The following is a 23,799-nucleotide window of genomic DNA, read 5'->3' as shown; positions in this document are numbered from 1 at the left end:
GGAGTGAGTCAGGCCTTCTGGCTGTGCAGGTTTTTCATCGCGCGGTTCCATTCCCCGGCGAGGATATCCGGCAGCACGCCGAGGGCAAAGTCGATGCTGGCATCGAGTTTTTCCTGTTCGGCGCGTGGCGCACGACCCAGGACGAAATTTGAAACCATACTGGCAACGCCCGGGTGGCCAATGCCAAGCCGCAAGCGGTGAAAGGTATTCTGATTGCCCAGTTGCGCAATGATGTCGCGCAACCCGTTGTGACCGCCGTGGCCGCCGCCCTGTTTGAGTTTGGCAACGCCCGGTGGCAGGTCGAGTTCGTCATGCGCCACGAGGATTTCTTCAGGCTTGATGCGGAAGAAACCGGCGAGTGCCGCCACGGCCTGGCCGCTACGGTTCATGTACGTGGTGGGAATCAGCAGACGAACATCCTGACCCTGATGCGAATAGCGCCCGGTCAGGCCGAAATATTTGCGATCCGCCACAAGGTTTACACCCTGCGCGTTCGCGATGCGCTCAACAAAAAGGGCCCCTGCGTTATGCCGGGTCTGTTCGTATTCAGCGCCTGGATTTCCCAGGCCAACGATCAGTTTGATGGCAGTCACGATAGGGGCCCTTCCTTGGAGTGGTGGATAACATCGCCGCAATCGGTCAGTGCGGCGAAAGTGGACGACAAGTGCTCATTTACCATTATGTAAACTCCGCGTTCTCGCCCGCTTTCTCGCTACGTTCCAGTCCGCGATGTTACTTGATCACTCCGGCATGACAGAGTGAATTACTCTGCTTCGCCTTCTTCGGTAGCTTCTGGAGCAACACGTGGAGCGTGGACGTTGGCAACAGCCTTGTCATCGCCGTGTGCCAGAGCAACAAACTCAACGCCTTTAGGGGCTTTGAGGTCGGACAGGTGAATGATCGAACCGATTTCGGCGTTGGCCAGGTCGACTTCGATGAACTCAGGCAGGTCCTTCGGCAGGCAGGTCACTTCGATTTCCGAAACAACGTGCGAAACTTCGCCGCCTTTCTTGATCGGAGCTTCTTCACCAACAAAGTGTACAGGCACGATAGCGGTCAGTTTCTGGCCAGCTACAACGCGTACGAAGTCGGCGTGCAGCACGTGGCCTTTGGCCGGGTGACGCTGCAGAGCTTTGATGATTACGTTTTGCTTGGTGCCGCCAACGTTCAGCTCGATGATGTGGCTGTAAGCCGCTTCGTTTTCGAGCAGTTTGGCAACTTCTTTAGCCAGCATGCTGATGGATTCAGGGGCTTTTTCGCCACCGTAAACTACAGCTGGAACCAGGCTTGCGAGACGACGCAGGCGGCGGCTCGCACCTTTCCCCAGGTCGGAACGCACTTCAGCATTCAGAGTAAAATCGTTCATGTTGTATCTCCAAAATAACCACATTCGCCCCAGCGGTTGCGACCAGCGCTAAAGGCGATATGGGCAAAAAAGCCCCGCCCCGACAGGAATGCCGGGGCGGGGCGCTTTTCGTCAACGAGACAGTCGAGAAGGGCAGGGCCCTTAACGGAACATCGCGCTGATCGATTCTTCATTGCTGATGCGGCGGACCGCCTCGGCAACTACCGGCGCGATATCCAGTTGACGGATACGCGAGCAGGCTTGAGCTGCAGCGGACAACGGGATGGTGTTAGTCACCACCAGTTCGTCCAGCATGGAATTTTCGATGTTTTCGATCGCCCGACCGGACAGCACAGGGTGTGTGCAGTAGGCGAAAACCTTGGCAGCGCCATGCTCTTTCAGGGCCTTCGCCGCGTGGCACAGAGTGCCGGCGGTATCGACCATGTCATCGACCAGAATGCAGGTACGCCCTTCGACATCACCGATGATATGCATCACTTCAGAGTGATTGGCTTTCTCACGGCGTTTGTCGATGATCCCGAGATCCACGCCCAGGGATTTGGCAACGGCACGTGCACGCACGACGCCGCCAATGTCCGGGGATACGATCATCAGGTTTTCGAAGCGCTGATCTTCAATGTCATCCACCAGAACCGGGGAGCCGTAGATGTTATCTACCGGAATATCGAAGAAACCCTGGATTTGGTCAGCATGCAGATCAACCGTGAGAACACGGTCGATGCCGACTACGGTAAGCATGTCAGCAACGACTTTCGCGCTGATAGCCACACGTGCGGAACGCGGACGGCGATCCTGACGGGCATAACCAAAGTAAGGAATAACAGCAGTGATACGAGTAGCCGAGGAGCGGCGGAAGGCATCAGCCATCACTACCAGTTCCATCAGGTTATCGTTGGTCGGAGCGCAAGTCGGCTGAATAATGAAGACATCTTTACCGCGGACGTTTTCATTGATCTCGGCAGTAATTTCGCCGTCGGAGAACTTACCGACAGAGATGTCACCGAGAGGGATATGCAGCTGACGTACAACACGCCGAGCCAGATCGGGGTTAGCGTTCCCCGTAAAGACCATCATCTTGGACACGCGCAGTACCTAGAGGCTGAGGGTAACCTGGATGAGTATAGAAAATGGCAGGGGCGGCTGGATTCGAACCAACGCATGGCAGGATCAAAACCTGCTGCCTTACCGCTTGGCGACGCCCCTGTATCTGTTGCAACGATTACCCAGTAATCGGTTCCTTTAGAGCAGACTTTGCAGCTTGCGATGCAACATCGAAACGTTGCTTCCTTTTGCTACAAATCCTGTAAGGGTCTCTGTAAGAAGGGCCGAGACTTTATCAGCTTCAGCTTTGCTTGGGAAGCCCCCAAACACACAACTTCCAGTTCCGGTGAGTTTTGCTTCGGTAAATTTACCTAACAAATTCAAAGCGTTACGTACATCTGGATAACGCCTTGCTACCACCGGTAAGCAGTCATTTCGACTGTTTCCCTTGGGAACGGGGCGCACTTTAATGGGAGAAGAGTTACGTGTCAACAACGGATCTGAAAAAATTTCTGCTGTACTTACAGAGACTTGCGGCACCAGCACGACATACCACGGTTCTTCGGGGTCTACAGGGGTGAGTTTCTCCCCTACGCCCTCGGCAAAAGCGGCGTGGCCACGCACGAAAACCGGGACGTCGGCGCCCAGTGTCAGGCCCAGCGCAGCCAGGCGATCCTCATCCCAGTCCAGTTGCCAGAGATGATTCAGGCCGAGCAAAGTCGTCGCGGCATTTGAACTGCCGCCACCGATACCACCGCCCATGGGCAGGATTTTTTCGATCCAGATGTCGATGCCGAGCGAACAACCGGATTGCTCCTGAAGTTTTTTTGCAGCTCGAACAATCAGGTTGCTGTCATGAGGAACGCCGTCGAATTCGGTGTGCAACCGAATCACGCCGTCATCGCGCACGGCGAAGGTGATTTCATCGCCGTAATCGAGAAACTGAAAAATCGTCTGCAACTCGTGATAACCGTCTTCACGGCGACCGAGGATGTGCAGCATCAAGTTGAGTTTGGCCGGGGAGGGCAGCGTCAAGCGCGGAGCAGTCATGTTCACTGCCCCAGTTTGCGTGGTTGCCATTCCTTGATCACCAGCGTGACATCAAGGTCGGTGCCATGCAGTTTGATCCGCTCGGGCAGCCAATAGCCGTTTTGCTCGGCGTAACTGAGGTATTCCACTTTCCAGCCATCCTGCTCGAGATTGGCCAGGCGACTGTCGGCATCCAGGGTCAGGCGACTTTTGCTGTCCGGTGCCGGAAGCCCGCGAACCCACCACGCCAGATTCGACACTGGTAGTTTCCAGCCGAGCTGTTCTTCGACCAGCGCTTCCGGTGTCGTGGCGTCATAACGCCCTTGATTGGCCACTTCCAGCGAAACTTTGCCAGGGCGACCGGTCAGGCGAGCTGCGCCTCGACCCAGTGGCCCGGAAAGGCGGATGTCGTAGTAATCCTGGCGTTGCAGCCAGTACAGCGTGCCGCTGCCCGAATCTTTTGGCGCACGGATGCCGATCTTGCCGTTGATCTGCCAGCCATCAAGGCTGGTCAGCTGTTGTTTGTAATCGCGCCATTGGGCCGGATTGCCTTGGCCCTGGACCGATTCGCGAGCGCCGAAGCCCGCGCAACCGGCGAGCAGGGCGATGAAGCTGAAAACAATAAGGTGGCGCAAAAACATAATCTTAAAGAGTCTCTGATCCGGTCAGGCGCTTGATGGTGCTGCGCAGGATGGGGCTGTCGGGTTGTTCCTTGAGGAACTTGCTCCAGATTTGCCTGGCTTCGCGTTGCTTGCCATTGGCCCACAGGACTTCGCCCAGGTGGGCGGCCACTTCCTGATCGGGAAAACGCTCCAGGGCCTGGCGCAGGTAACGCTCGGCTTCGTCGAGGTTGCCCAGGCGGAAGTGCACCCAGCCGAGGCTGTCGAGTACTGCCGGGTCTTCCGGGTTGATCTGGTGTGCTTGTTCGATCAGGGCCTTGGCTTCGGCGTAACGCGTCGTGCGGTCGGACAGGGTGTAGCCGAGGGCGTTCAACGCCATGGCATTGTCCGGGTCGCGCTTGATGATCAGGCGCAGGTCTTTTTCCATCTGCGCCAGGTCATTGCGTTTTTCCGCCTGCATGGCGCGGGTGTAAAGCAGATTCAGATCGTCCGGGTACTTTTGCAACGCGGTTTGCAGAACGTTCCAGGCCTTGTCGGGCTGCTTGTTGGCAGACAACGTTTCGGCTTCGATCAGGTACAGCTGGATCGCGTAGTCGGGTTGCTCGTCGCGTTCGGTAGCCAGACGGCGTTGGGCTTCGGCGGTCTTGCCGTTGTTGATCAGGATATCGGTCTGGCGCAGTTGCGCAGGCAGGTAGTCATTGCCGGGGCCGACCTGGGCGTACTCGATCAGCGCGCCTTGTGGATCGTTGCGCTCTTCCGCGATACGACCTAGGTTCAGGTGCGCCGAATCGACGTGGCTTTCCCGGGCAATCAAATCTTCCAGGTAGCCCTTGGCCTCGTCCCAGGCCTTGGCTTCCAGGCACACCAGCGCCAGGGAGTAACGCAGTTCGTCGTCTTCCGGGTATTGCTGAACCAGGCTGGAGAATTCGACTTTGGCGTCGTCCATGCGGTCCTGTTCAACCAGCATGCGCGCATACGTCAGGCGCAGGCGTTTGTCGTCCGGGTATTTCTTGATGCTTTTTTGCAGCAACGGCATGGCTTCGTCGCCACGGTTGAGCCCTTGCAACAGGCGCGCGCGCAGCAGGATCGGGGCAATTTCGCCATCGTCCGGTGGATTGTCCTCCAGCAGGGTCAGCGCGCCTTTGGCGTCACCGTCCTGTTGCAGCAGCAAGGCCTTGCCGAAAATCAACTGGTTGTTGTTCGGGTGGCGCTGCAATAAACGGTCAAAACTTTTCATCAGGCCGTTGCGCGTGTCCTGGTCGGTATCGGCCGCGGACAGGGCAAGAAAGTCGAAATGCGTGTCGCCCTTGCCGAGCAGGACTTTTTCCATATAGACCATGGAGTCGTCATAACGCCCGGCGCGCGCCAGTTGCACGGCAGCCGCGCGTTGCGCCTCGAGGTCGTCCGGGGCGTTTTTCGCCCAGATCAAAGCGGTATCGAGGGCAGCCTGATCGGCGCCCAGGTACTCGGCGATGCGGAAAGCCCGTTCGGAGATGCCCGGATCCTGTGTATTGATGGCCTGGGTCACATAGTTGTCTAGGGCAATGTCGAAACGATTGCGCTGGCCGGCCAGTTCGGCGCTCAACAGGCTGAAGACGGTTTCTTCACTGAATGAGCTGTAAACCTTGGGCTTTTCAGGGGCCGGAGTGCTGTCTTCGACCGGCGGCGTACCGTCCGACGATACGGGTGCCAAGACCTGGCAGCCGCTAAGGAAGACAAAAGCGAGGAGCAACGCGGAAGATCTATTCATATAGAGAGAGGACGACTAACCTGCGGTCGGATCATCATGACACAAGCCTTCGGCCAAACATAACCGTGTCTCGAATGATGCCTTTATAGAGGCAGGACATTGGGACAATAGTCAGCGGTAGTTGTTCTGGCTCTGTCGAAGTAGGACAATTGCCGGCTTCACGTCACCATCAGCGACCTTGAATGGCCTTCCTTGCACTCGGTATCAACCACAAGACTGCTTCAGTAGACGTCCGCGAGCGCGTGGCCTTTACCCCTGAGCAGCTGGTGGAGGCCTTGCAGCAGCTCTGCCGACTTACCGACAGCCGCGAAGCTGCGATCCTTTCCACCTGCAATCGCAGTGAACTGTATATAGAACAGGATCACCTTTCGGCTGACATCGTGTTGCGCTGGCTGGCCGATTATCACCATTTGAGCCTCGACGAGCTGCGCGCGAGTGCTTATGTGCACGAAGATGATGCGGCAGTTCGTCACATGATGCGGGTCGCCTCCGGGCTCGATTCGTTGGTGCTGGGTGAACCGCAGATTCTCGGTCAGATGAAATCGGCCTACGCCGTGGCGCGTGAGGCCGGCACCATCGGTCCGCTGCTCGGGCGTTTGTTTCAAGCGACGTTCAATGCCGCCAAGCAAGTGCGCACCGACACGGCCATCGGCGAGAACCCTGTGTCCGTGGCGTTTGCCGCCGTCAGCCTGGCGAAACAGATTTTCAGTGACTTGCAACGCAGCCAGGCCTTGCTGATCGGCGCCGGCGAGACCATTACCCTGGTCGCCCGCCACCTGCATGAACTGGGTGTGAAGCGCATCGTGGTTGCCAACCGTACCCTGGAGCGCGCGAGCATCCTGGCCGAGCAGTTTGGCGCCCATGCCGTTTTGCTGTCGGACATCCCGGCCGAGCTGGTGCGCAGCGACATCGTCATCAGCTCCACCGCCAGCCAGTTGCCAATTCTCGGCAAGGGCGCCGTGGAAAGCGCCTTGAAACTGCGCAAGCACAAACCGATCTTCATGGTAGACATCGCCGTTCCCCGGGATATCGAGCCTGAAGTCGGCGAGTTGGACGACGTTTACCTGTATAGCGTCGACGATCTCCATGAAGTGGTCGCCGAGAACCTCAAGAGTCGCCAAGGCGCAGCCCAGGCGGCAGAAGAGATGGTCTCGGTCGGCGCCGAAGATTTCATGGTCCGCCTGCGTGAACTGGCGGCGGTGGATGTGCTCAAGGCCTATCGCCAACAAAGCGAGCGCATGCGCGACGAAGAATTGCAGAAGGCCCAGCGCATGCTGGCCAACGGCAGCAGCGCCGAAGACGTGCTGGTGCAATTGGCGCGCGGCCTGACCAACAAACTCTTGCACGCCCCGAGCGTGCAGTTGAAAAAGCTTTCTGCCGAAGGCCGCCTCGATGCGCTGGCCATGGCCCAGGAACTCTTTGCCCTGAATGAGGGCTCATCGGATAGCTTTTCGGATAAGAAACCGCAATGAAAGCGTCACTGCTCAATAAGCTGGACATCCTCCAGGACCGTTTCGAGGAATTGACCGCCTTGCTTGGCGATGGCGAAGTCATTTCCGATCAGAACAAATTCCGCACCTATTCCAAGGAATACGCGGAAGTCGAACCGATTGTCGCCACCTATAAACAGCTGCTCAAAGTGCAAGGCGACCTCGAAGGCGCCCAGGCATTGCTCAAGGACAGCGACCCGGACATGCGCGAAATGGCCGTGGAAGAAGTTCGCGAAGCCAAAGAGCAACTGATCGACCTCGAAGCCAGCCTGCAACGCATGCTGCTGCCCAAAGACCCGAATGACGGGCGCAACGTGTTCCTCGAAATCCGTGCCGGCACCGGCGGTGACGAGGCGGCGATTTTCTCCGGCGACCTGTTCCGCATGTATTCGCGTTACGCCGAGCGTCGCGGCTGGCGCGTGGAAATCCTCTCCGAGAACATCGGCGAGCACGGCGGCTATAAAGAAGTCATCGCCCGGGTTGAAGGCGAAAACGTCTACGGCAAACTGAAATTCGAATCCGGCGCGCACCGCGTGCAACGGGTTCCGGCCACCGAATCCCAGGGGCGCATCCACACCTCGGCCTGCACCGTGGCGGTGTTGCCCGAGCCGGATGAGCAGGAAACGATCGAGATCAACCCGGCGGACCTGCGGGTCGATACCTATCGTTCCTCCGGTGCCGGTGGACAGCACGTCAACAAAACCGACTCGGCGATCCGCATCACGCACTTGCCGTCCGGCATTGTCGTTGAGTGCCAGGAAGAACGTTCCCAGCACAAGAACCGCGCCCGGGCGATGTCCTGGCTGTCGGCCAAACTCAACGATCAGCAAACCAGCGCCGCCGCCAATGCGATCGCCAGCGAGCGTAAGTTGCTGGTCGGTTCGGGTGATCGCTCCGAGCGCATCCGCACGTATAACTTTGCCCAGGGCCGGGTCACCGACCACCGGGTCAACCTGACGCTGTACTCCCTCGACGAAATCCTCGCGGGCGGCGTCGATGCGGTGATCGAACCGTTACTGGCCGAATTCCAGGCCGATCAATTGGCAGCGATAGGTGAGTAAATGACGATCATTGCCAGTTTGTTGCGCGCCGCCGATCTGCCCGACTCGCCCACGGCGCGCCTGGATGCCGAACTGTTGCTGGCCGCCGCGTTGGGCAAGTCCCGCAGCTTTCTGCACACCTGGCCGGAACGCATTGTGCCGAGCGAAGCGGCGCTGAAATTTACCGAATTCCTGCAGCGTCGTCGTGGCGGTGAGCCGGTGGCCTATATTCTGGGGCAGCAAGGGTTCTGGAAACTTGATCTGGAAGTTGCGCCGCACACGCTGATCCCGCGCCCCGACACCGAATTGCTGGTGGAAGCCGCGCTGGAACTTTTGCCCGCCACACCCGCCAACGTCCTCGACCTTGGCACCGGCAGCGGCGCCATTGCACTGGCGTTGGCCAGCGAACGTCCGGCGTGGAAAGTCACTGCGGTGGATCGTGTACTCGAAGCCGTAGCGCTGGCCGAGCGCAATCGTCAGCGCCTGCACCTGAACAACGCCACCGTGTTGAGCAGCCATTGGTTCAGCGCCCTGGAAGGTCAGCGTTTTCAACTGATCATCAGCAATCCGCCTTACATCGCCTCCGCCGATCCGCATCTGGTGGAAGGCGACGTGCGCTTCGAACCGGCCAGCGCCTTGGTGGCCGGCGTCGACGGGCTCGACGATCTGCGTCTGATCGTCGCCCAGGCGCCGGACTATCTGGAGGCCGGTGGCTGGCTGATGCTCGAACACGGTTACGATCAAGCCATGGCAGTACGCGATTTGCTGCTGACCCGCGGCTTTGAAGAAGTCCACAGCCGCACCGATCTGGGCGGCCACGAACGTATCAGCCTGGGGCGCCTGCCGTGCTGAATGATCAGGAATTGTTGCGCTATAGCCGGCAGATTCTGTTGCAACACGTCGACATCGACGGCCAGTTGCGACTGAAAGAAAGCCGCGTATTGATCGTCGGCCTCGGCGGTCTTGGCTCACCGGTGGCGCTTTATCTGGCAGCGGCTGGTGTCGGTGAGTTGCATCTTGCGGACTTCGACACCGTCGATTTGACCAACTTGCAACGCCAGATTGTTCACGACACGGACAGCGTCGGCCTGAGCAAGGTCGATTCAGCGATCCGCCGACTGAGCGCAATCAATCCCGAGATCCAGTTGATCGCCCATCGCACCGCGCTGGACGAAGATTCCCTGGCCGCCGCCGTGGCTGCGGTGGACCTGGTGCTGGACTGCTCCGACAATTTTTCCACCCGCGAAGCGGTCAATGCTGCCTGCGTCGCCGCCAGCAAACCGCTGGTCAGCGGCGCGGCGATTCGCCTTGAAGGGCAATTGTCGGTGTTCGACCCACGCCGCCCGGAAAGCCCGTGTTACCACTGTTTATATGGTCACGGCAGCGAGGCCGAATTGACCTGCAGTGAAGCCGGCGTTGTCGGTCCCTTGGTTGGGCTGGTGGGCAGCCTTCAGGCGCTGGAAGCCCTGAAACTGTTGGTGGGTTTCGGCGAGCCGCTGGTGGGGCGCCTGTTGTTGATCGATGCCTTGGGCTCGCGCTTCCGTGAACTGCGGGTCAAGCGTGATCCGGGCTGCAGCGTCTGTGGTTCGAAACATGCGTGAAGCGCCGATCGGCGTGTTCGACTCCGGCGTCGGTGGGCTCTCGGTGCTGTCCGAGATCCAGCGCTTGCTGCCCAACGAGTCTCTGCTGTACGTCGCCGATTGCGGCAATATTCCCTACGGCGAGAAAACCCCGGCATTCATCCAGCAGCGTTGCAGTGTGATGGCCGAATTTTTTCAGCAGCAGGGCGCCAAGGCCTTGGTGCTGGCCTGCAATACGGCGACGGTTGCGGGTGTCGCCGATTTGCGGCGTGATTTCCCTGAGTGGCCCATCGTCGGCATGGAGCCCGCGGTCAAACCCGCTGCTGCCGCCACCCGCAGTGGCGTGGTCGGCGTACTCGCCACCACCGGCACGTTGCAGAGCGCCAAGTTCGCCGCCTTGCTCGACCGTTTTGCCACCGATGTACGCGTCATCACTCAGCCGTGCCCCGGCCTGGTGGAGCTGATTGAAAACGGCGATCTGCACAGCGAGGCATTGCGTCAGTTGCTGGCCGGGTATGTCGGGCCGTTGCTCGGCGCCGGGTGCGACACAATAATTCTGGGCTGCACGCATTATCCCTTCCTAAAGCCATTGCTTAAGCAGATGATCCCCGATGACATCAGCTTGATTGATACCGGCGCCGCTGTGGCGCGGCAACTTCAGCGCCTGTTGGCCGAGCGTGAATTACTCGCCGACGGACCCGCCCGTGCAGCACAGTTCTGGACGAGTGCCGATCCGGAACATTTCAGAAATATCTTGCCGATACTGTGGAATACCGCTGGCGTTGTGCGAAGCTTCGATGAGTAACTAAAAAGTTGGGGGCAAACGAATAATTGGGGTGAACTTCTGATTAAACGTCGACTTCTATAGCGGTGAGCAACAAAAAAAACCTTACGAAATCGTTCGGAAAAGGATGTTTCTAATGAAGCGACTATTCTGCTTGGCCGCGATTGCGGCCGCACTGATGGGGCACAGTTTTACTGCACAGGCGGCAGGCGTGGAGTTCGCGGTCGGCCAGACCAGCGAGTCGACCATGACCTATCGATTGGGCATGCAATTCGATTGGGACAAGAGCTGGCTGCAGAGTGATGTCGGTCGTTTGACCGGTTACTGGAGCGGCGCCTACACCTATTGGGATGGCGACGAAGCCTCCAGCAATCACAGCCTGTCGTTCTCGCCGGTGCTGGTTTACGAATTTTCCGGCCAGACCGTCAAGCCTTACGTGGAGTTGGGTGTTGGCGTCGCGGTGTTCGCCAGTACCGAAGTTGAAAACAATCAACTCGGCAGTGCCTTCCAGTTTGAAGACCGGTTCGGCTTTGGCCTGCGCTTTGCGGGCGGGCATGAAGTCGGGATTCGTGCGACGCACTATTCCAATGCCGGGCTCAGTAGCCCGAACGACGGTGTAGAAAGCTACGCGCTGCACTACACGATGCCGTTGTAAGACTGGACTCGGTCAAATGTGGGAGCGGGCTTGCTCGCGAAAGCGGTTTAACATTCAACATTGGTGTTGACTGAAAGTCTGCATTCGCGAGCAAGCCCGCTCCCACATTGAGTTTGCGTGACTTCAAATTCAGCGATACACCGTGCTAATCCCCTGGCGCTCATCGATGCATTCCGGTGCGCCCATCTCGAACTCCCGGCAGATCAGCGGGCGTTTTTCGTAGATGGTGCACATCATGCTGTTGCGATCCAGCGCAGCGCACCAGCCGTCATCCAGACGCAACATGACTTCCCCGCCCCAATCATCGGTATCGATAAATCGTTCGGGCACGCCCGTGTCGGTGATCAGCATGACTTCGAGCTGGCAGCAGCAGGCTGCACAGGTCGAACACGTGACGGCCGGCTCGGTGATTTGCGTGTGGGGAATGGTTTTCATGGCGCGCAGTGTAAGGCAGTGGGCCGATGCTGTGTGAAAGGCCTGACGGACGCTTAGCTGCGAGTGTCCGCCGCCAGCCGTTGCGCCATGAAATGCAGCGCGGGAAACAGCAAGGCCCAGAGCAGCCCGATGCCAAGCAGCGTTGGCGCCTGGCCGTAGGGAAATTGCACGCCGGCCAGTTGTCCACCGGCGTAATACGACAACGGCCCACCCACTGCGCCCAGCAAGCTGCCGAGCCACCAAGGGCTTGCGCTCCATTGCAGGGAATGGCGCAACGTCGTTGCCAGTAACGCCCACAACAGCATCAGCCATAGCGGAATCAAGGGCGCGACGTCGGCGAAGTCGAACACCCCCAGCCAGCGCAATGAACTGTCGACGGTGGTGCCCAGCAGCACAACACTGAGGATCAGGCGGCCTTCATCAGCCCAGCGACTTATCCACAGCAGATGAATCAACAGCACCGCCAACGCCACCAATAACCACAGACTGTGGCCCCCGACCACGCAGGCAAACCAGCCGAGCTGAAACAGTACGGCATTGGCCACGCGCTCAAGCATCGAAGCGGCCCAGCAGCGGCGCAGGCATCGCCGACGGTTTGGCCAGCAGCAACTGCGCGGTGCCAATGGTGCGCTCCAGGAATCCGCCTTCGCAGTAACACAGGTAAAACTCCCACAACCGCAGGAAATGGTCGTCGTAGCCCAGTTCGATCAAACGACCCTGGGCGCGGCGAAAATTCTCATGCCACAGACGCAGCGTTCGCGCGTAGTGCAGGCCGAAATCCTCCATGTGCAGCATGTTCATGTCGGTGTCGCGGCTGATGATCTCCAGCATCTTCTGCACACAGGGCAGGGCGCCGCCGGGGAAAATGTAGCGCTGAATGAAATCGACACTGCCCTTGGCCTGTTCGTAGCGCTGTTCGCGGATGGTGATCGCCTGCAACAGCATCAAGCCGTTGCTTTTGAGCAGCTGCGCGCATTGCTTGAAATAGACCGGCAGGAAGCGATGGCCGACCGCTTCGATCATCTCGATCGACACCAGTTTGTCGTACTGCCCGGTGAGGTCGCGGTAATCCTTGAGCAGCAGCGTGACCTGGTCTTGCAGGCCGAGGGCTTCGATGCGTTGTTCGGTAAAGGCGTGCTGCTCTTTTGAAAGCGTGGTGGTGGTGACCTTGCAGCCGTAATGCTGCGCCGCATAAAGCGCCATGCTGCCCCAGCCGGTGCCGATCTCCAGCAAGTGATCGCTGGGTTTCAGCGCGAGTTTCTGGCAGATCCGTTCCAGCTTGTTCAACTGCGCCTGTTCCAGGCTGTCTTCGTCCGTCAGGAACTGCGCGGCGGAATACATCATGGTGGGGTCGAGAAATTGTTCGAACAGGTCGTTGCCCAGGTCGTAATGGGCGGCGATGTTTTTCTGCGAGCCCTTGCGCGTGTTGCGATTGAGCCAATGCAGCCCTTGAACGAAGGGTCGGCCGAGTTTCGCCAGGCCGCCTTCCAGTGCATCCAGCACCTCAAGGTTGCTGACGAACACGCGAACCACCGCGGTCAGGTCCGGCGAACTCCAATAACCATGGATATACGCTTCGCCAGCGCCGATCGAGCCGTTACCTGCCACCAGCCCCCACGCCGCGGCGTCGAGGATATGGACCTCCCCGATCAATGGGCTGCTCGTGGTACCGAAGACATGCCGTTCGCCGTTTTCGATGACTACCAGTTGTCCATGTTTGAGCTGCTTCAGTTGCCGCAGTACGCCACGGCGCAGGAGCGATCCGGTCAGGCCGTTGGTGCTGAGCAGATTGACTTTGGCCGAGGCACTAGAGGATTTCATGACGGCGATCCTTGGGGGGCACCATGGCGGTTTGAACGCTGCCAACGGCAGCGTGATGAGCAAAGATCGGTGCGCGTTTGAGCAGCAGGCGCAGGGCCTGCCAATAGATCGCCAGGCAGGTTTTCGCCGTCATCCACGGAAAGCGCCGCAAGTAACGGTGCAGGCTGGCGCGATCCAGTGCTTCGCGTTTCAGGTTGAGCGTGGCGTCGAACAATTTCAGCTCACCCTGCCAGTCAGCCATGTGCACACCAAGCTTTTTTGCAGCGGGGCTGAAACTCATGCGGTATTCCAGATCCGGCGGCAAAAACGGCGAGACGTGGAACGCCTTCGCCACGGCAAAATGTTGATGGAAATCGCTCAGATTCGTCGGCGCCTTGGCCGGCAACACATAGTGATAACGTTCGCGCCACGGGGTGTTGGTGACTTCGCAAAGAATCGCCGCCAGTTGCCCGTCAGCTTCATGGCAGTAGAAAAAACTCACCGGGTTGAACGACAAGCCCCAACTGCGTGCCTGGGTCAGCAGGCAGACCGAACCTTGCGGTTCATGGCCGATGGCTTGGCTGACGAGTTGGCGCACCGCGTCAATCAGGCGCACGCCGCTGCCGGTCCAGGTTTTGAGGTAATCGCTCTCGCGAAACGAGAACGGTGCGAAGCGACTGTTGCCCGAGAGCGGCGATAAACCGAGTACGGCGTCCTGTTCGTCGAGGTCCAGGTACAACAGGCCGATCCGGTAACGGAAGGCATGAGGCTTGGGGGCGAACCGCCGATGGGCGATCCAGCCGCTGTAGAGGGCGCTGTTCACAAGACTTCGCCAAACGAGCGAGCAACGCGCAACGCGCTGACCACGCCGTCCTCGTGAAAACCGTTGGCCCAATAGGCGCCGCAATAGTAAGAATGCTGCGCGCCGTCCAGTTCTTCCCAGCGGCTTTGCGCGGCAACGGCGGTCAGGCTGAATTGCGGATGGGCATAGGTGAATTTGCCGAGCACTTTGCCCGGTTCGATACCCGCGCTCTGGTTGAGGCTGACGCAGAACGTGGTGTCGCTCTGGATGCCTTGCAGGATGTTCATGTCGTAGGTGACGGCGGCCCGTGTGTGGCCCGGGCCACCGAGGCGATAATTCCAGCTGGCCCACGCGAGTTGTCGTGTGGGCAGCAGGTGTGTGTCGGTGTGCAGCACCACTTCGTTGTCGGCGTAGGGCAGGGCGCTGAGGATCGAGTGTTCGGCATCGCTCGGCTTGGCCAGCAGTTTCAGGGCTTGATCGCTGTGGCAGGCAAACACCACTTTGTCGAATCGCTCGCTGCCGGCGGCGCTGTGGATAACAACGCCTTCCTCATCGCGCTCGACCCGGGTTACCGGGCAGCCGAGACGGATCTTCTCTTTGAAGGTCGCCGTCAATGGCCCGATGTAAGCACTCGAGCCGCCTTCGATCACCTGCCATTGCGGGCGATTGTTAACGGACAGCAGGCCGTGATTCTTGAAAAACCTGACAAAAAATTGCAGCGGGAAACCGAGCATCTCGGCCATGGACATCGACCAGATCGCTGAGCCCATCGGCACGATGTAATGCAGGATGAAGCGCTCGCCATAGCGGCCGATTTTCAGATAGTCATCCAGCGTGGTGTCGGCGGCGATTCGCCCTTCATCCAAGTCGCGCCGGGCTTCTTTATTGAAGCGCTGGATGTCGCGCAACATGCCCCAGAACCCCGGCGACAACAGGTTACGGCGTTGGGCGAACAGGCTGTTGAAGGTGTTGCCGTTGTATTCAAGCCCGGTGTCCGGGTCCGTCACCGAAAAGCTCATTTGCGTCGGCTTGAACGCCACGCCGATCTGGCCCAGCAGGCGAATGAAATTCGGGTAGGTCCAGTCGTTGAACACAATGAAACCGGTGTCCACGGCGTAGCGCTGGCCATCGACGGTCACCTCCACGGTGTGGGTGTGACCGCCGATCCAGTCGCCGGCCTCGAACAGGGTGATCTCATGCCTGCGATTGAGCAGGTAGGCGCTGGTCAGCCCCGAGATCCCGCTGCCGATAATGGCGATGTTCACGGCACATCCCGGATTGGCGGACTGCTGCGCACCATGCGCTTGCCGATCGCCAGTTTCACGCAGTTGGGCATTTTCGACAGAGGCCAGAGCGCCGCCATGAACAATCCCGGAAAGGCGATCTCCAGGGGACGATTTTTGAGCTTGGCAAAGATGTGCCGTGCGGCTTTGGCCACTGGCCAACTGAGCGGCATCGGGAAATCGTTTTTCGCCGTCAGCGGGGTCTCGACAAACCCCGGGCTGACCACCGTGACTTCGATGCCTTCCGGCGCAAGGTCAATGCGCAGGGATTCGAACAGGTAACGCAGCCCGGCCTTTGACGCGCCATAGGCTTCGGCCCGTGGCAGCGGCAAATAGGTCACCGAACTGGCGACGCCCACCAGATGCGGCGCAGTGCCCTTGCGTAGCAGCGGCAAAGCGGCCTCGATGCAATAGGCGCTCGCGAGCAGATTGGTGCGCACCACGTGCTCGACGATCGACGCATCGAACTGCTGAACGTCGACATATTCGCAGGTGCCAGCGTTGAGGATGACCGTGTCCAGAGAGCCCCATTCATGAGCGATTTGCTCGCCGATTTCGCGAACCGTCTGACTGTCGGTCAGATCGCCAGGCACCACCAGCACTTGCCCGGGATAACGCTGGGACAAGACTTTCAGCACCGCTTTGGAGCGCGAACTCACGGCCAGGTGAGCGCCGGTTTTCAGTATTTCTTCGGCCAGTGAGGCGCCAATGCCGCTGCTGGCGCCCGTCAACCAGTATCGCCGTGGAGGTGTCAGGCTCATCCCATTCTCCTTTTCAGCCAGGCAATCGCCCGACCCAATACGGGTAAATGTTCGTAAAGCAGTGCCCCGGCATCGAAGTAATCCCGATGGCGGTAAACCTTGTCGCGCCAGAGCAGGTGCGAGCACCCGTCAACCTGAATCAACTGGCCACCGCGCAGGCGCGGATGGCGGTAACTCATGACCCAGCGCAAATACCCTTCGCCGTCGCCGGTCTGGTCGAAGCCGTGAAAGTCGAAACCCAGTTCGGTGACGTTGGCGTAGAGCTCGGTGAAGTAGCTGCGCAACTGACCGAGCCCTTGCACGTCGTGCAGCGGATCGGTGAAGTGCACGTCTTCGGCATAGAGCTCGCCGAGGCGCTGCAAACTGTCTTTGTCCAACTGCGCGAATTGCCGGGCAAAATGCTGCAGGAAATCACTCATGAGCGCCTCCGGCATTCTGTCGTGATGGCAGGTTCTTGAACGCAGCCAGAGCACGTTCGCGGGTCTTGCCTGGATTGACGATTGGCGATGGATAATCCACAACACCGAACAAGCCTTCGAGTTTCGCCGGGTTGTGAATTTCTTTCCTGTTTAGCCCCGCCAGTTCCGGCAACCAGTGCTTGATGAACACGCCTTCGGCGTCGAATTTCTCCGACTGGCTCAGCGGATTGAAAATACGGAAGTAAGGTGCCGAGTCGGTACCCGTGGACGCACTCCACTGCCAGCCACCGTTGTTCGCCGCCAGGTCGCCGTCGATCAAGTGGCGCATGAAAAAGCGCTCACCTTCGCGCCAGTCGATCAGCAGGTTCTTGGTCAGGAACATCGCCACGACCATGCGCAGGCGATTGTGCATCCAGCCGGTTTCGAGCAGTTGGCGCATGGCCGCGTCGATGATCGGCAGGCCGGTACGCGCTTGTTGCCAGGCCAGCAGTTCTTCCGGAGCGTCACGCCAAGGCAGTGCTTCGGTTTCCGGGCGGAAGGCGCGGTTACGCGATACGCGTGGGTAACCCACCAGAATGTGTTTGTAGAACTCGCGCCACAGCAGCTCGTTGATCCAGGTGACCGCGCCGACCTTGCCGCTTTCGAACTCGCCTTGATTGCTTTGCAGGGCGGCGTGCAAACACTGGCGTGGGGAAATCACCCCGGCGGCGAGATAAGCCGAGAGTTGGCTGGTGCCGGGTTTGGCCGGGAAGTCACGCTCGTTCTTGTAGTAGTCGATGTGGGCGTCGGTGAAGGTGTTGAGGCGGCGGCCGGCTTCGGCTTCACCGGCTGGCCAGAGCGTGCGCAAACTGTCGCCGGGCGCTTCGAAACCTTCAACGCTCGACGGGATCGTGTCGCTGCTGATGTCCAGGGGCGCTTGAGCCATGGGGGCGATCACCCGGCTCGGCAGTGATCGGTGCAGGCGTTCGTAACAGACCTTGCGGAACTGGCTGAAGACTTGAAAGTAAGTGCCGGTCTTGGTCAGCACGGTGCCTGGCTTGAACAGCAGTTGATCGAGATAACTGAAGAAGTCGATGCCGTTGGCCTTCAGCGTTTCGGCTACCGCCGCATCACGGCGGCTTTCATGAACCCCGTATTCCTCGTTGACGTGCACCGCCTCAACGTTCAATTGCTGACACAGCTCGAGCAGAACCTTCGGTGCGTCATCCCAGCGAGGGGCTTGGCGGATCAGCAGCGCAATGTTCAGCTCGCCCAGCGCGCGGCTCAGTTCACCCAGGTTGCGCAGCCAGAAATCCACTTTGCACGGTGCGTCATCGTGTTCCAGCCATTGCTGTGGACTCAACAGGTAGACCGCCACCGTCGGGCCGCGAGCGGCGGCGGCCGAGAGGGCGCTGTTGTCGTGTAGGCGCAAGTCGCTGCGCAGCCAGATCAATTGCATGGCGGTATCCATTAAATAAGCCCACGCTTGATCAGTTCCTGATGAGCCGACAACGGGTCTTCGGCCAGGAACAAATCAGCGATCTCAGTCGTTTTTACGGACAGCTCGGCGTGGTGAATGCATACCGTTGGTCCGGCGATTATTTTTGGGCAACTGGCGCCGCTCAAAAGTTTCGGCAGCTGCGAAAGATTCATGGCTTTGCTGGAATACAGCAGTACGCCGCGGGCTTGCAGGTGATCGACCGCCAGCGCAAGTTCGCCCGCCGGCAGCGGCCAGTCGAACACTTCCACCGGGCAATCGGCGCTGCTGATCAGCCACGCGGTCAGCCACAGGTGCGGTTCCAGTGGCAGGTCTGAGTGATTGATCAACAGCAGCGGGGCGGTGCGTAACTGACGATTGTTATGGTAGATGCGTGCGCCGAATTTGCTGCGCAGCCAGGAGAAGAAAAACACCCGCTCCATCTGCGCGCCGAACTGGCCCTGCCAGCGTTGTTCCAGTTCCGCCAGCAACGGCATCAGCAGTTGTTCGCACAAGGTGCGTGGCGGATACAGCGCCATGGCTTGATTGACGGTGTCATCAAGCGTGCGTTCATTCAGTTGGGTCACCGCTTGCAACAAAGTCTCGCCCAGCACCTGCCAATCGTTTTCGAGGGTTTCGGTAAAGGCCTGCGGCGTGTCGAGCAGTTGCTTGACCTGACTGACGGCCACGCCGCGATTGAGCCAGGTGAGGATCGTCATAATCCGTTGCACATGTTCAGCAGAAAACAGCCGATGCCCCTTGGGTGTGCGCTGGGGCACGATCAGCCCATAGCGCCGTTCCCAGGCGCGCAGGGTCACAGCGTTCACGCCGGTCTGGCGCGCCACTTCGCGAATCGGCAACCAGCCTTCGTCCAGGGCTTTCTTGAAGTCATCGCCGAGGTCTTCCCGGGCGCTGGTGTCGAGTGGATTTTTCATTAGATTGCGTTTCGCAGGCTGAGGTTTTCCGGGTGCGGCTGAAGGTAAACCTGCTGCGCGATGTACGGATCCGGGTGTTGGCGGAAGTAGTGTTTGAGCAATGTCAGTGGCACCACCAGCGGCACGATGCCGTGCCGGTATTGGCCGATGACGTGCTGCACTTCCTGTTTGTCTTCAGGGCTGATGACCTGTTTTAGGTAACCACTGATGTGCTGCAGGACGTTGCTGTGAGTGCGGCGCGTGGCGCATTTTTTCAATGCAGCCATCAGCTCGCTGAAATAGCGTGGGCCGAGTTCGTCTGGATCGGTCTGGCCCATGTTGCCCAGCAGGTTACCCAAGGTTTTGTATTGCACCGGGTTGTGGGCCATCAGCAGGTATTTGTAGCGTGAGTGAAAGTCCGTGAGACCGCGCCGGGTCAGGCCTTCTCGCAGCAACTGCTGCCAGGCGCTGTAGGCGAACACGCGGGTGAGGAAGTTTTCGCGCAGCACCGGGTCGTTGAGACGGCCAGCTTCTTCCACGGGCAAGTCGGGGTGAAGGGCGCAGAAGGCCTGGGCGTAGATACCGCGACCACCACCGTCTACAGGTGATCCGTTGGCGTGGTAGACCTTGACCCGGTCAAGGCCGCACGAAGGGGATTTCTGCATGAAAATGTAGCCGCAGATATCGCCCAGTTCCGCGGCCATTTTCCGACCGTACTCGGCGAGCGGCCGGGTGACGTTGATCTCGGGGTGGACGGTGCCGACTGCCTCGGGATGTTCGGGGTCACCGATCAGGCGGATCGGTTCGCGAGGAATACCCAGGCCAATGGCGACTTCCGGGCACACCGGGACGAACTCGAAATAGTCGGTGAGGGTTTGGCTGCACAGGCGCGATTCCTTGTGGCCGCCGTTGTAACGCACCTCCGCCCCCATCAAGCAGGCGCTGATGGCGATTTTCGGTTGGGTCGCTGGCTGTACACGCATCGGAACACCTCGAATCAAGACTTGTACAGAGTGGTTGCTCTGTACAACTTTATCTTCATCATAGATTCAAAGGTGTACAAGTCAAATTATTTGTATAAGTTTTCGAGGGGGGTATGCAATTCTCATGTGGGAGCGGGCTTGCTCACGAATGCGGTGCGTCAGGCGACAATGGGCAGCAGACGGTCCGCATTCGCGAGCAAGCCCGCTCCCACAGGATCCTATTTCCAGCCGAGGATCCAGGCGTCGCTATCTTTCAGGAACTGCCAGGCGAAACGCTGATTGCGTTGGGTCAGCACCGCCTGCAACTCGACGTCCAGCACCGTGCCTTCCTCATCGCGGAACAGCTCGGTCACCAGAAAATGTTTTTCGCGGTTTTGCGGGTGGGCTGCTGTCCATTTCGACAGCAGCAATTTACTCGGATTAATGCGATTCACTGCAAGTGCTCATGTAACCGTCGCGCAGCTTCCTGACCACTGAGCCAGGCGCCTTCGACACGCCCGGACAAGCACCAGTCGCCACACACATACAGGCCCAGATCGGCATCGGCCAGGGCGCCCCATTCGTGACTGCTGGCGGGACGCGCGTAGAGCCAGCGGTGCGCCAGGCTGAAGGTCGGAGCGGGCATGGCGCTGTGCAGCAGCTCCGCAAATGCGCCGTGCAGTTGCTCGATCACCGCTTCCTTGGGCAGGTCGATATGTTGCCGGCTCCAGGCGCTGGTCGCATGCAGCACCCAGGTGTCGAGGGTGTTGTCGCGCCCGGGTTTGCTGCGGTTGCGCGCGAGCCAGTCCAGCGGGCTGTCCTGCACGAAGCAACCTTCCAGGGGAGTGTCCAGCGGTGTATCGAACGCCAGTGCTACCGCCCAGGTCGGCTCCATTTTTACCCCGGCGGCGGCCCCGGCGAGTTTCGGCGCGGAGGCCAGCAGTGCAGTGGCTTGAGGCGCCGGCGTGGCGATCACCACGTGACTGAACGGACCATGGGTGAAGCCCTCGGCGTCTTGCAGATGCCAGTGTTCTTCACCGCGATACACCTCGGTGATCCGGCAGGCGAAATGCACTTCCAGATCGCCGAGCAGGCCGCGCGTGATGGCGCTCATGCGTGGCGTGCCGACCCAGCGCGTTTGTTCGTCCGGCGACAGGTTGAGCTGGCCACCGTGGAAGGTGTAGAGCTGCGGCGTCCATTCGGCGACCCAGCCGTGGGTTTGCCAACGCTGGACCTCGGTGACGAAGCGACGGTCGCGGGCAGTGAAATATTGCGCGCCCATGTCCAGAGCACCCGCATCGCTGCGCTTGCTCGACATGCGTCCGCCACTGCCGCGGCTTTTATCGAAAAGTTGAACGACATGCCCTGTATCTGTCAGGGCTTGCGCGGCTGAGAGCCCGGCGATGCCGGTGCCGATGATTGCGATAGGTACAGTCATAGGGGCCTCGTTTACCTTTCTGTACAGACTACGCCGTGGTTGAAACCTGTACAATATTGTTTTTTGGTATAACTTTTAGCGTTCTCGATCTGACAGCTTGGCCTATTGTTAAACACAGACACTGCCCGATATCAAAGATCCCTGCTTATAAAAATAGACTAGTGATCAGGGTAAAACGCCACGCGAGGAAGAAGTCATGCACATATTGCTGACCGGCGGTACTGGTTTGATAGGACGTCAACTCTGCCGACACTGGTTGAGCCAGGGACATCGACTGACCGTATTGAGCCGCACACCTGAAAAAGTCGCAAAAATATGTGGTGCACAGGTTCGAGGCATCGCGTTGTTCGAGGACCTCGGACAAGAACCGGTGGACGCGATTATCAACCTGGCCGGCGCACCCATTGCCGACCGGCCATGGACGTCCAGGCGCAAGGCTCTGCTCTGGAGCAGTCGCATCACCCTGACCGAAACCCTGCTGACCTGGCTCGAAACCCGCGAGCAAAAACCGCAGGTCTTGATCTCGGGATCCGCCATCGGCTGGTACGGCGACAGTGGCGAGCGGGAGCTGACGGAAGCGTCTCCGCCGTCCATCGATGATTTCGCCAGTCAGTTGTGCATTGCCTGGGAAGAAACCGCGCAGCGTGCCGAGGCCCTCGGTGTTCGGGTGGTGCTGATTCGAACTGGTTTGGTGCTGTCCGCCGAGGGCGGCTTTTTGTCGCGGCTGTTGCTGCCGTTCAAACTGGGCCTGGGCGGGCCTCTGGGCAGTGGTCGGCAGTGGATGCCGTGGATTCATATCAACGATCAAATCGCCCTGATTGATTTTCTTCTGCATCGCAACGACGCCAGCGGTCCCTATAATGCCTGCGCGCCTAAACCGGTGCGCAACAGCGAGTTCGCCAAGACATTGGGCAGCGTGCTGCACCGCCCGGCGTTCATGCCGATGCCGGCCCTGGCCTTGAAAGTGTGTCTGGGCGAGTTGTCCCTGCTATTGCTGGGTGGCCAGAAGGCCGTACCGGTGCGCCTGCTGGAAGCGGGTTTCACTTTCCAGTTCACTGATTTGCGCGCGGCCCTGGACGACCTGTCCAGCCGCCTTTGAAATAGGACGTTGCATGACCGATCACGCATTGCTTCTGGTTAACCTGGGTTCACCTGCCTCCACGTCGGTGGCGGATGTGCGCAGCTACCTCAATCAATTTCTGATGGACCCGTACGTGATCGACCTGCCGTGGCCGGTGCGACGCTTGCTGGTGTCGCTGATCCTGATCAAACGTCCAGAGCAATCGGCCCACGCCTACGCGTCAATCTGGTGGAAGGAGGGCTCACCGTTGGTGGTGCTCGGCCGTCGCCTGCAACAGGCGATGACTACGCAATGGACCCACGGGCCGGTTGAGCTGGCGATGCGTTACGGCGAGCCGTCGATTGAGTCGAAACTGGTTGAACTGGCGGCCCAGGGCCACAAAAGAATCACCCTCGCGCCGCTTTATCCACAGTTCGCCGACAGCACCGTGACCACGGTGATCGAGGAAGCCAAGCGGGTGGTGCGCGATAAGCAGCTCGACCTGCAGTTTTCGATTCTCCAGCCGTTTTACGATCAGCCGGAATACCTTGATGCGTTGGTCGCCAGCGCCCAGCCTTATTTGCAGCAGGATTACGATCACTTGCTACTTAGCTTCCACGGTTTGCCGGAGCGCCACCTGACCAAGCTCGATCCGACGGGCAAGCATTGCTTCAAGGATGAGGATTGCTGCAAGAACGCTTCTCCAGCGGTGTTGGCCACCTGTTATCGCGCGCAATGCCTGCGCACGGCAGCGCTTTTCGCCAAGCGCATGGGCTTGCCGGACGGCAAATGGTCGGTGTCGTTTCAGTCGCGTCTGGGGCGGGCGAAATGGATCGAACCCTACACCGAAGCGCGCCTGGATGAGTTGGCGGGAATGGGCGTGAAGAAAGTCCTGGTGATGTGCCCGGCGTTTGTCGCCGATTGCATCGAGACGCTTGAGGAGATCGGTGATCGCGGGAAGGAATTGTTCCGCGAGGCGGGGGGAGAGGAGTTGGTGCTGGTGCCGTGCCTCAACGATGATCCGCAGTGGGCGCGGGCGTTGACCACCTTGTGTGAAAGAGCGCCGCTGGCGCTGTAAAAGCTTCGCGGGCAAGCCTCGCTCCTACAGGGAGAG

Annotated in this window: 26 protein-coding genes and 1 tRNA gene; 8 read left to right on the top strand and 19 right to left on the bottom strand. The window is 59.4% G+C overall.

From position 1 onward, the window contains the following. Window positions 1–8 precede the first annotated feature (8 nt). From pth to ACA049_RS25750, 7 genes are all read right to left on the bottom strand, one after another. Window positions 9–593 (bottom strand): aminoacyl-tRNA hydrolase, encoded by a 585-nt coding sequence (pth, locus tag ACA049_RS25780; RefSeq protein WP_046030136.1) that lies wholly within the window; start codon window positions 591–593, stop codon window positions 9–11. Between the two features lie 170 nt (window positions 594–763). Continuing rightward, window positions 764–1,366 carry a 50S ribosomal protein L25/general stress protein Ctc gene (locus ACA049_RS25775; protein ID WP_109634809.1) on the bottom strand — a complete coding sequence of 201 codons (603 nt, stop codon included), beginning with the start codon at window positions 1,364–1,366 and terminating at the stop codon, window positions 764–766. Window positions 1,367–1,507: 141 nt separating this feature from the next. Beyond that, window positions 1,508–2,449, bottom strand: coding sequence for a ribose-phosphate pyrophosphokinase (locus ACA049_RS25770; RefSeq protein ID WP_003208392.1), 942 nt, complete (start codon window positions 2,447–2,449; stop codon window positions 1,508–1,510). A gap of 45 nt (window positions 2,450–2,494) precedes the next feature. Then, window positions 2,495–2,569: transfer RNA gene (locus ACA049_RS25765), tRNA-Gln, on the bottom strand. A gap of 36 nt (window positions 2,570–2,605) precedes the next feature. Continuing rightward, window positions 2,606–3,457 carry a 4-(cytidine 5'-diphospho)-2-C-methyl-D-erythritol kinase gene (gene ispE, locus ACA049_RS25760; RefSeq protein WP_497336977.1) on the bottom strand — a complete coding sequence of 284 codons (852 nt, stop codon included), beginning with the start codon at window positions 3,455–3,457 and terminating at the stop codon, window positions 2,606–2,608. A gap of 2 nt (window positions 3,458–3,459) precedes the next feature. Next, a complete protein-coding gene (gene lolB, locus ACA049_RS25755; protein ID WP_497330850.1) occupies window positions 3,460–4,077 on the bottom strand; it encodes a lipoprotein insertase outer membrane protein LolB in 618 nt (205 codons plus the stop codon). Between the two features lie 4 nt (window positions 4,078–4,081). After that, entirely contained in the window at window positions 4,082–5,806 is a 1,725-nt protein-coding gene (locus tag ACA049_RS25750; RefSeq protein WP_497330848.1) for a tetratricopeptide repeat protein, read from the bottom strand. A gap of 182 nt (window positions 5,807–5,988) precedes the next feature. Between ACA049_RS25750 and hemA the strand changes: the two genes are divergently transcribed. The 6 genes from hemA (at window position 5,989) to ACA049_RS25720 (ending at window position 11,355) form a co-directional block, all read left to right on the top strand. Beyond that, the gene (hemA, locus tag ACA049_RS25745; protein ID WP_438657660.1) at window positions 5,989–7,278 is read left to right on the top strand and encodes a glutamyl-tRNA reductase; all 1,290 of its coding nucleotides are present in this window, start codon (window positions 5,989–5,991) and stop codon (window positions 7,276–7,278) included. Beyond that, window positions 7,275–8,357 carry a peptide chain release factor 1 gene (gene prfA, locus ACA049_RS25740; protein WP_497330845.1) on the top strand — a complete coding sequence of 361 codons (1,083 nt, stop codon included), beginning with the start codon at window positions 7,275–7,277 and terminating at the stop codon, window positions 8,355–8,357. Before hemA ends, prfA begins: the two co-directional genes overlap by 4 nt. Next, the gene (gene prmC, locus ACA049_RS25735) at window positions 8,358–9,188 is read left to right on the top strand and encodes a peptide chain release factor N(5)-glutamine methyltransferase (protein ID WP_497330843.1); all 831 of its coding nucleotides are present in this window, start codon (window positions 8,358–8,360) and stop codon (window positions 9,186–9,188) included. After that, the gene (locus tag ACA049_RS25730) at window positions 9,182–9,937 is read left to right on the top strand and encodes a molybdopterin-synthase adenylyltransferase MoeB (protein ID WP_497330841.1); all 756 of its coding nucleotides are present in this window, start codon (window positions 9,182–9,184) and stop codon (window positions 9,935–9,937) included. Before prmC ends, ACA049_RS25730 begins: the two co-directional genes overlap by 7 nt. Further along, window positions 9,930–10,721 carry a glutamate racemase gene (gene murI / locus ACA049_RS25725; RefSeq protein WP_497330839.1) on the top strand — a complete coding sequence of 264 codons (792 nt, stop codon included), beginning with the start codon at window positions 9,930–9,932 and terminating at the stop codon, window positions 10,719–10,721. The genes ACA049_RS25730 and murI overlap by 8 nt, the downstream gene beginning before the upstream one ends. Window positions 10,722–10,836: 115 nt before the next feature. Next, window positions 10,837–11,355, top strand: a complete 519-nt coding sequence (locus ACA049_RS25720; RefSeq protein ID WP_497330837.1) for an acyloxyacyl hydrolase — start codon at window positions 10,837–10,839, stop codon at window positions 11,353–11,355. A 129-nt stretch (window positions 11,356–11,484) separates the two neighbouring features. Here the strand turns inward: ACA049_RS25720 and ACA049_RS25715 are convergent, their stop codons facing one another. From ACA049_RS25715 to ACA049_RS25660, 12 genes are all read right to left on the bottom strand, one after another. Continuing rightward, a complete protein-coding gene (locus ACA049_RS25715; RefSeq protein ID WP_497296102.1) occupies window positions 11,485–11,790 on the bottom strand; it encodes a YkgJ family cysteine cluster protein in 306 nt (101 codons plus the stop codon). A 53-nt stretch (window positions 11,791–11,843) separates the two neighbouring features. After that, a complete protein-coding gene (locus ACA049_RS25710; RefSeq protein ID WP_497330835.1) occupies window positions 11,844–12,347 on the bottom strand; it encodes a DUF2878 domain-containing protein in 504 nt (167 codons plus the stop codon). Then, a complete protein-coding gene (locus ACA049_RS25705; protein WP_497330833.1) occupies window positions 12,340–13,611 on the bottom strand; it encodes a class I SAM-dependent methyltransferase in 1,272 nt (423 codons plus the stop codon). The genes ACA049_RS25710 and ACA049_RS25705 overlap by 8 nt, the downstream gene beginning before the upstream one ends. Then, the gene (locus ACA049_RS25700; RefSeq protein ID WP_497330831.1) at window positions 13,598–14,413 is read right to left on the bottom strand and encodes a DUF1365 domain-containing protein; all 816 of its coding nucleotides are present in this window, start codon (window positions 14,411–14,413) and stop codon (window positions 13,598–13,600) included. Before ACA049_RS25700 ends, ACA049_RS25705 begins: the two co-directional genes overlap by 14 nt. After that, window positions 14,410–15,657 (bottom strand): NAD(P)/FAD-dependent oxidoreductase, encoded by a 1,248-nt coding sequence (locus ACA049_RS25695; RefSeq protein WP_497330829.1) that lies wholly within the window; start codon window positions 15,655–15,657, stop codon window positions 14,410–14,412. Before ACA049_RS25695 ends, ACA049_RS25700 begins: the two co-directional genes overlap by 4 nt. Then, window positions 15,654–16,436 (bottom strand): SDR family NAD(P)-dependent oxidoreductase, encoded by a 783-nt coding sequence (locus ACA049_RS25690; RefSeq protein WP_462028666.1) that lies wholly within the window; start codon window positions 16,434–16,436, stop codon window positions 15,654–15,656. The genes ACA049_RS25695 and ACA049_RS25690 overlap by 4 nt, the downstream gene beginning before the upstream one ends. After that, complete coding sequence (locus ACA049_RS25685) at window positions 16,433–16,855, bottom strand: nuclear transport factor 2 family protein (protein ID WP_497330826.1); 423 nt, start codon at window positions 16,853–16,855, stop codon at window positions 16,433–16,435. The genes ACA049_RS25690 and ACA049_RS25685 overlap by 4 nt, the downstream gene beginning before the upstream one ends. Beyond that, the gene (gene phrB / locus ACA049_RS25680; protein WP_497330824.1) at window positions 16,848–18,293 is read right to left on the bottom strand and encodes a deoxyribodipyrimidine photo-lyase; all 1,446 of its coding nucleotides are present in this window, start codon (window positions 18,291–18,293) and stop codon (window positions 16,848–16,850) included. The genes ACA049_RS25685 and phrB overlap by 8 nt, the downstream gene beginning before the upstream one ends. A gap of 11 nt (window positions 18,294–18,304) precedes the next feature. Next, complete coding sequence (locus ACA049_RS25675) at window positions 18,305–19,246, bottom strand: MerR family transcriptional regulator (RefSeq protein WP_497330822.1); 942 nt, start codon at window positions 19,244–19,246, stop codon at window positions 18,305–18,307. Further along, window positions 19,246–20,208: a YbgA family protein gene (locus ACA049_RS25670; RefSeq protein ID WP_497330820.1), complete on the bottom strand. Its 963-nt coding sequence runs from the start codon at window positions 20,206–20,208 to the stop codon at window positions 19,246–19,248. The genes ACA049_RS25675 and ACA049_RS25670 overlap by 1 nt, the downstream gene beginning before the upstream one ends. Before the next feature lie 218 nt (window positions 20,209–20,426). Then, the gene (locus ACA049_RS25665; protein ID WP_497330818.1) at window positions 20,427–20,642 is read right to left on the bottom strand and encodes a TIGR02450 family Trp-rich protein; all 216 of its coding nucleotides are present in this window, start codon (window positions 20,640–20,642) and stop codon (window positions 20,427–20,429) included. Then, window positions 20,639–21,625 (bottom strand): NAD(P)/FAD-dependent oxidoreductase, encoded by a 987-nt coding sequence (locus ACA049_RS25660; RefSeq protein WP_497330816.1) that lies wholly within the window; start codon window positions 21,623–21,625, stop codon window positions 20,639–20,641. Before ACA049_RS25660 ends, ACA049_RS25665 begins: the two co-directional genes overlap by 4 nt. A 196-nt stretch (window positions 21,626–21,821) precedes the next feature. Between ACA049_RS25660 and ACA049_RS25655 the strand changes: the two genes are divergently transcribed. Together ACA049_RS25655 and hemH are read left to right on the top strand one after the other, a co-directional pair. Continuing rightward, a complete protein-coding gene (locus tag ACA049_RS25655; protein ID WP_497330814.1) occupies window positions 21,822–22,724 on the top strand; it encodes a TIGR01777 family oxidoreductase in 903 nt (300 codons plus the stop codon). A gap of 13 nt (window positions 22,725–22,737) precedes the next feature. Continuing rightward, window positions 22,738–23,763, top strand: coding sequence for a ferrochelatase (gene hemH, locus ACA049_RS25650; RefSeq protein ID WP_497330812.1), 1,026 nt, complete (start codon window positions 22,738–22,740; stop codon window positions 23,761–23,763). The last annotated feature ends 36 nt before the right edge of the window (window positions 23,764–23,799 follow it).

It is taken from the genome of Pseudomonas sp. LBUM1662, from assembly GCF_059695915.1.
The sequence above is the reverse complement of the archived record's forward strand: the minus strand, read 5'-3'. Positions and strand labels throughout refer to the sequence as shown.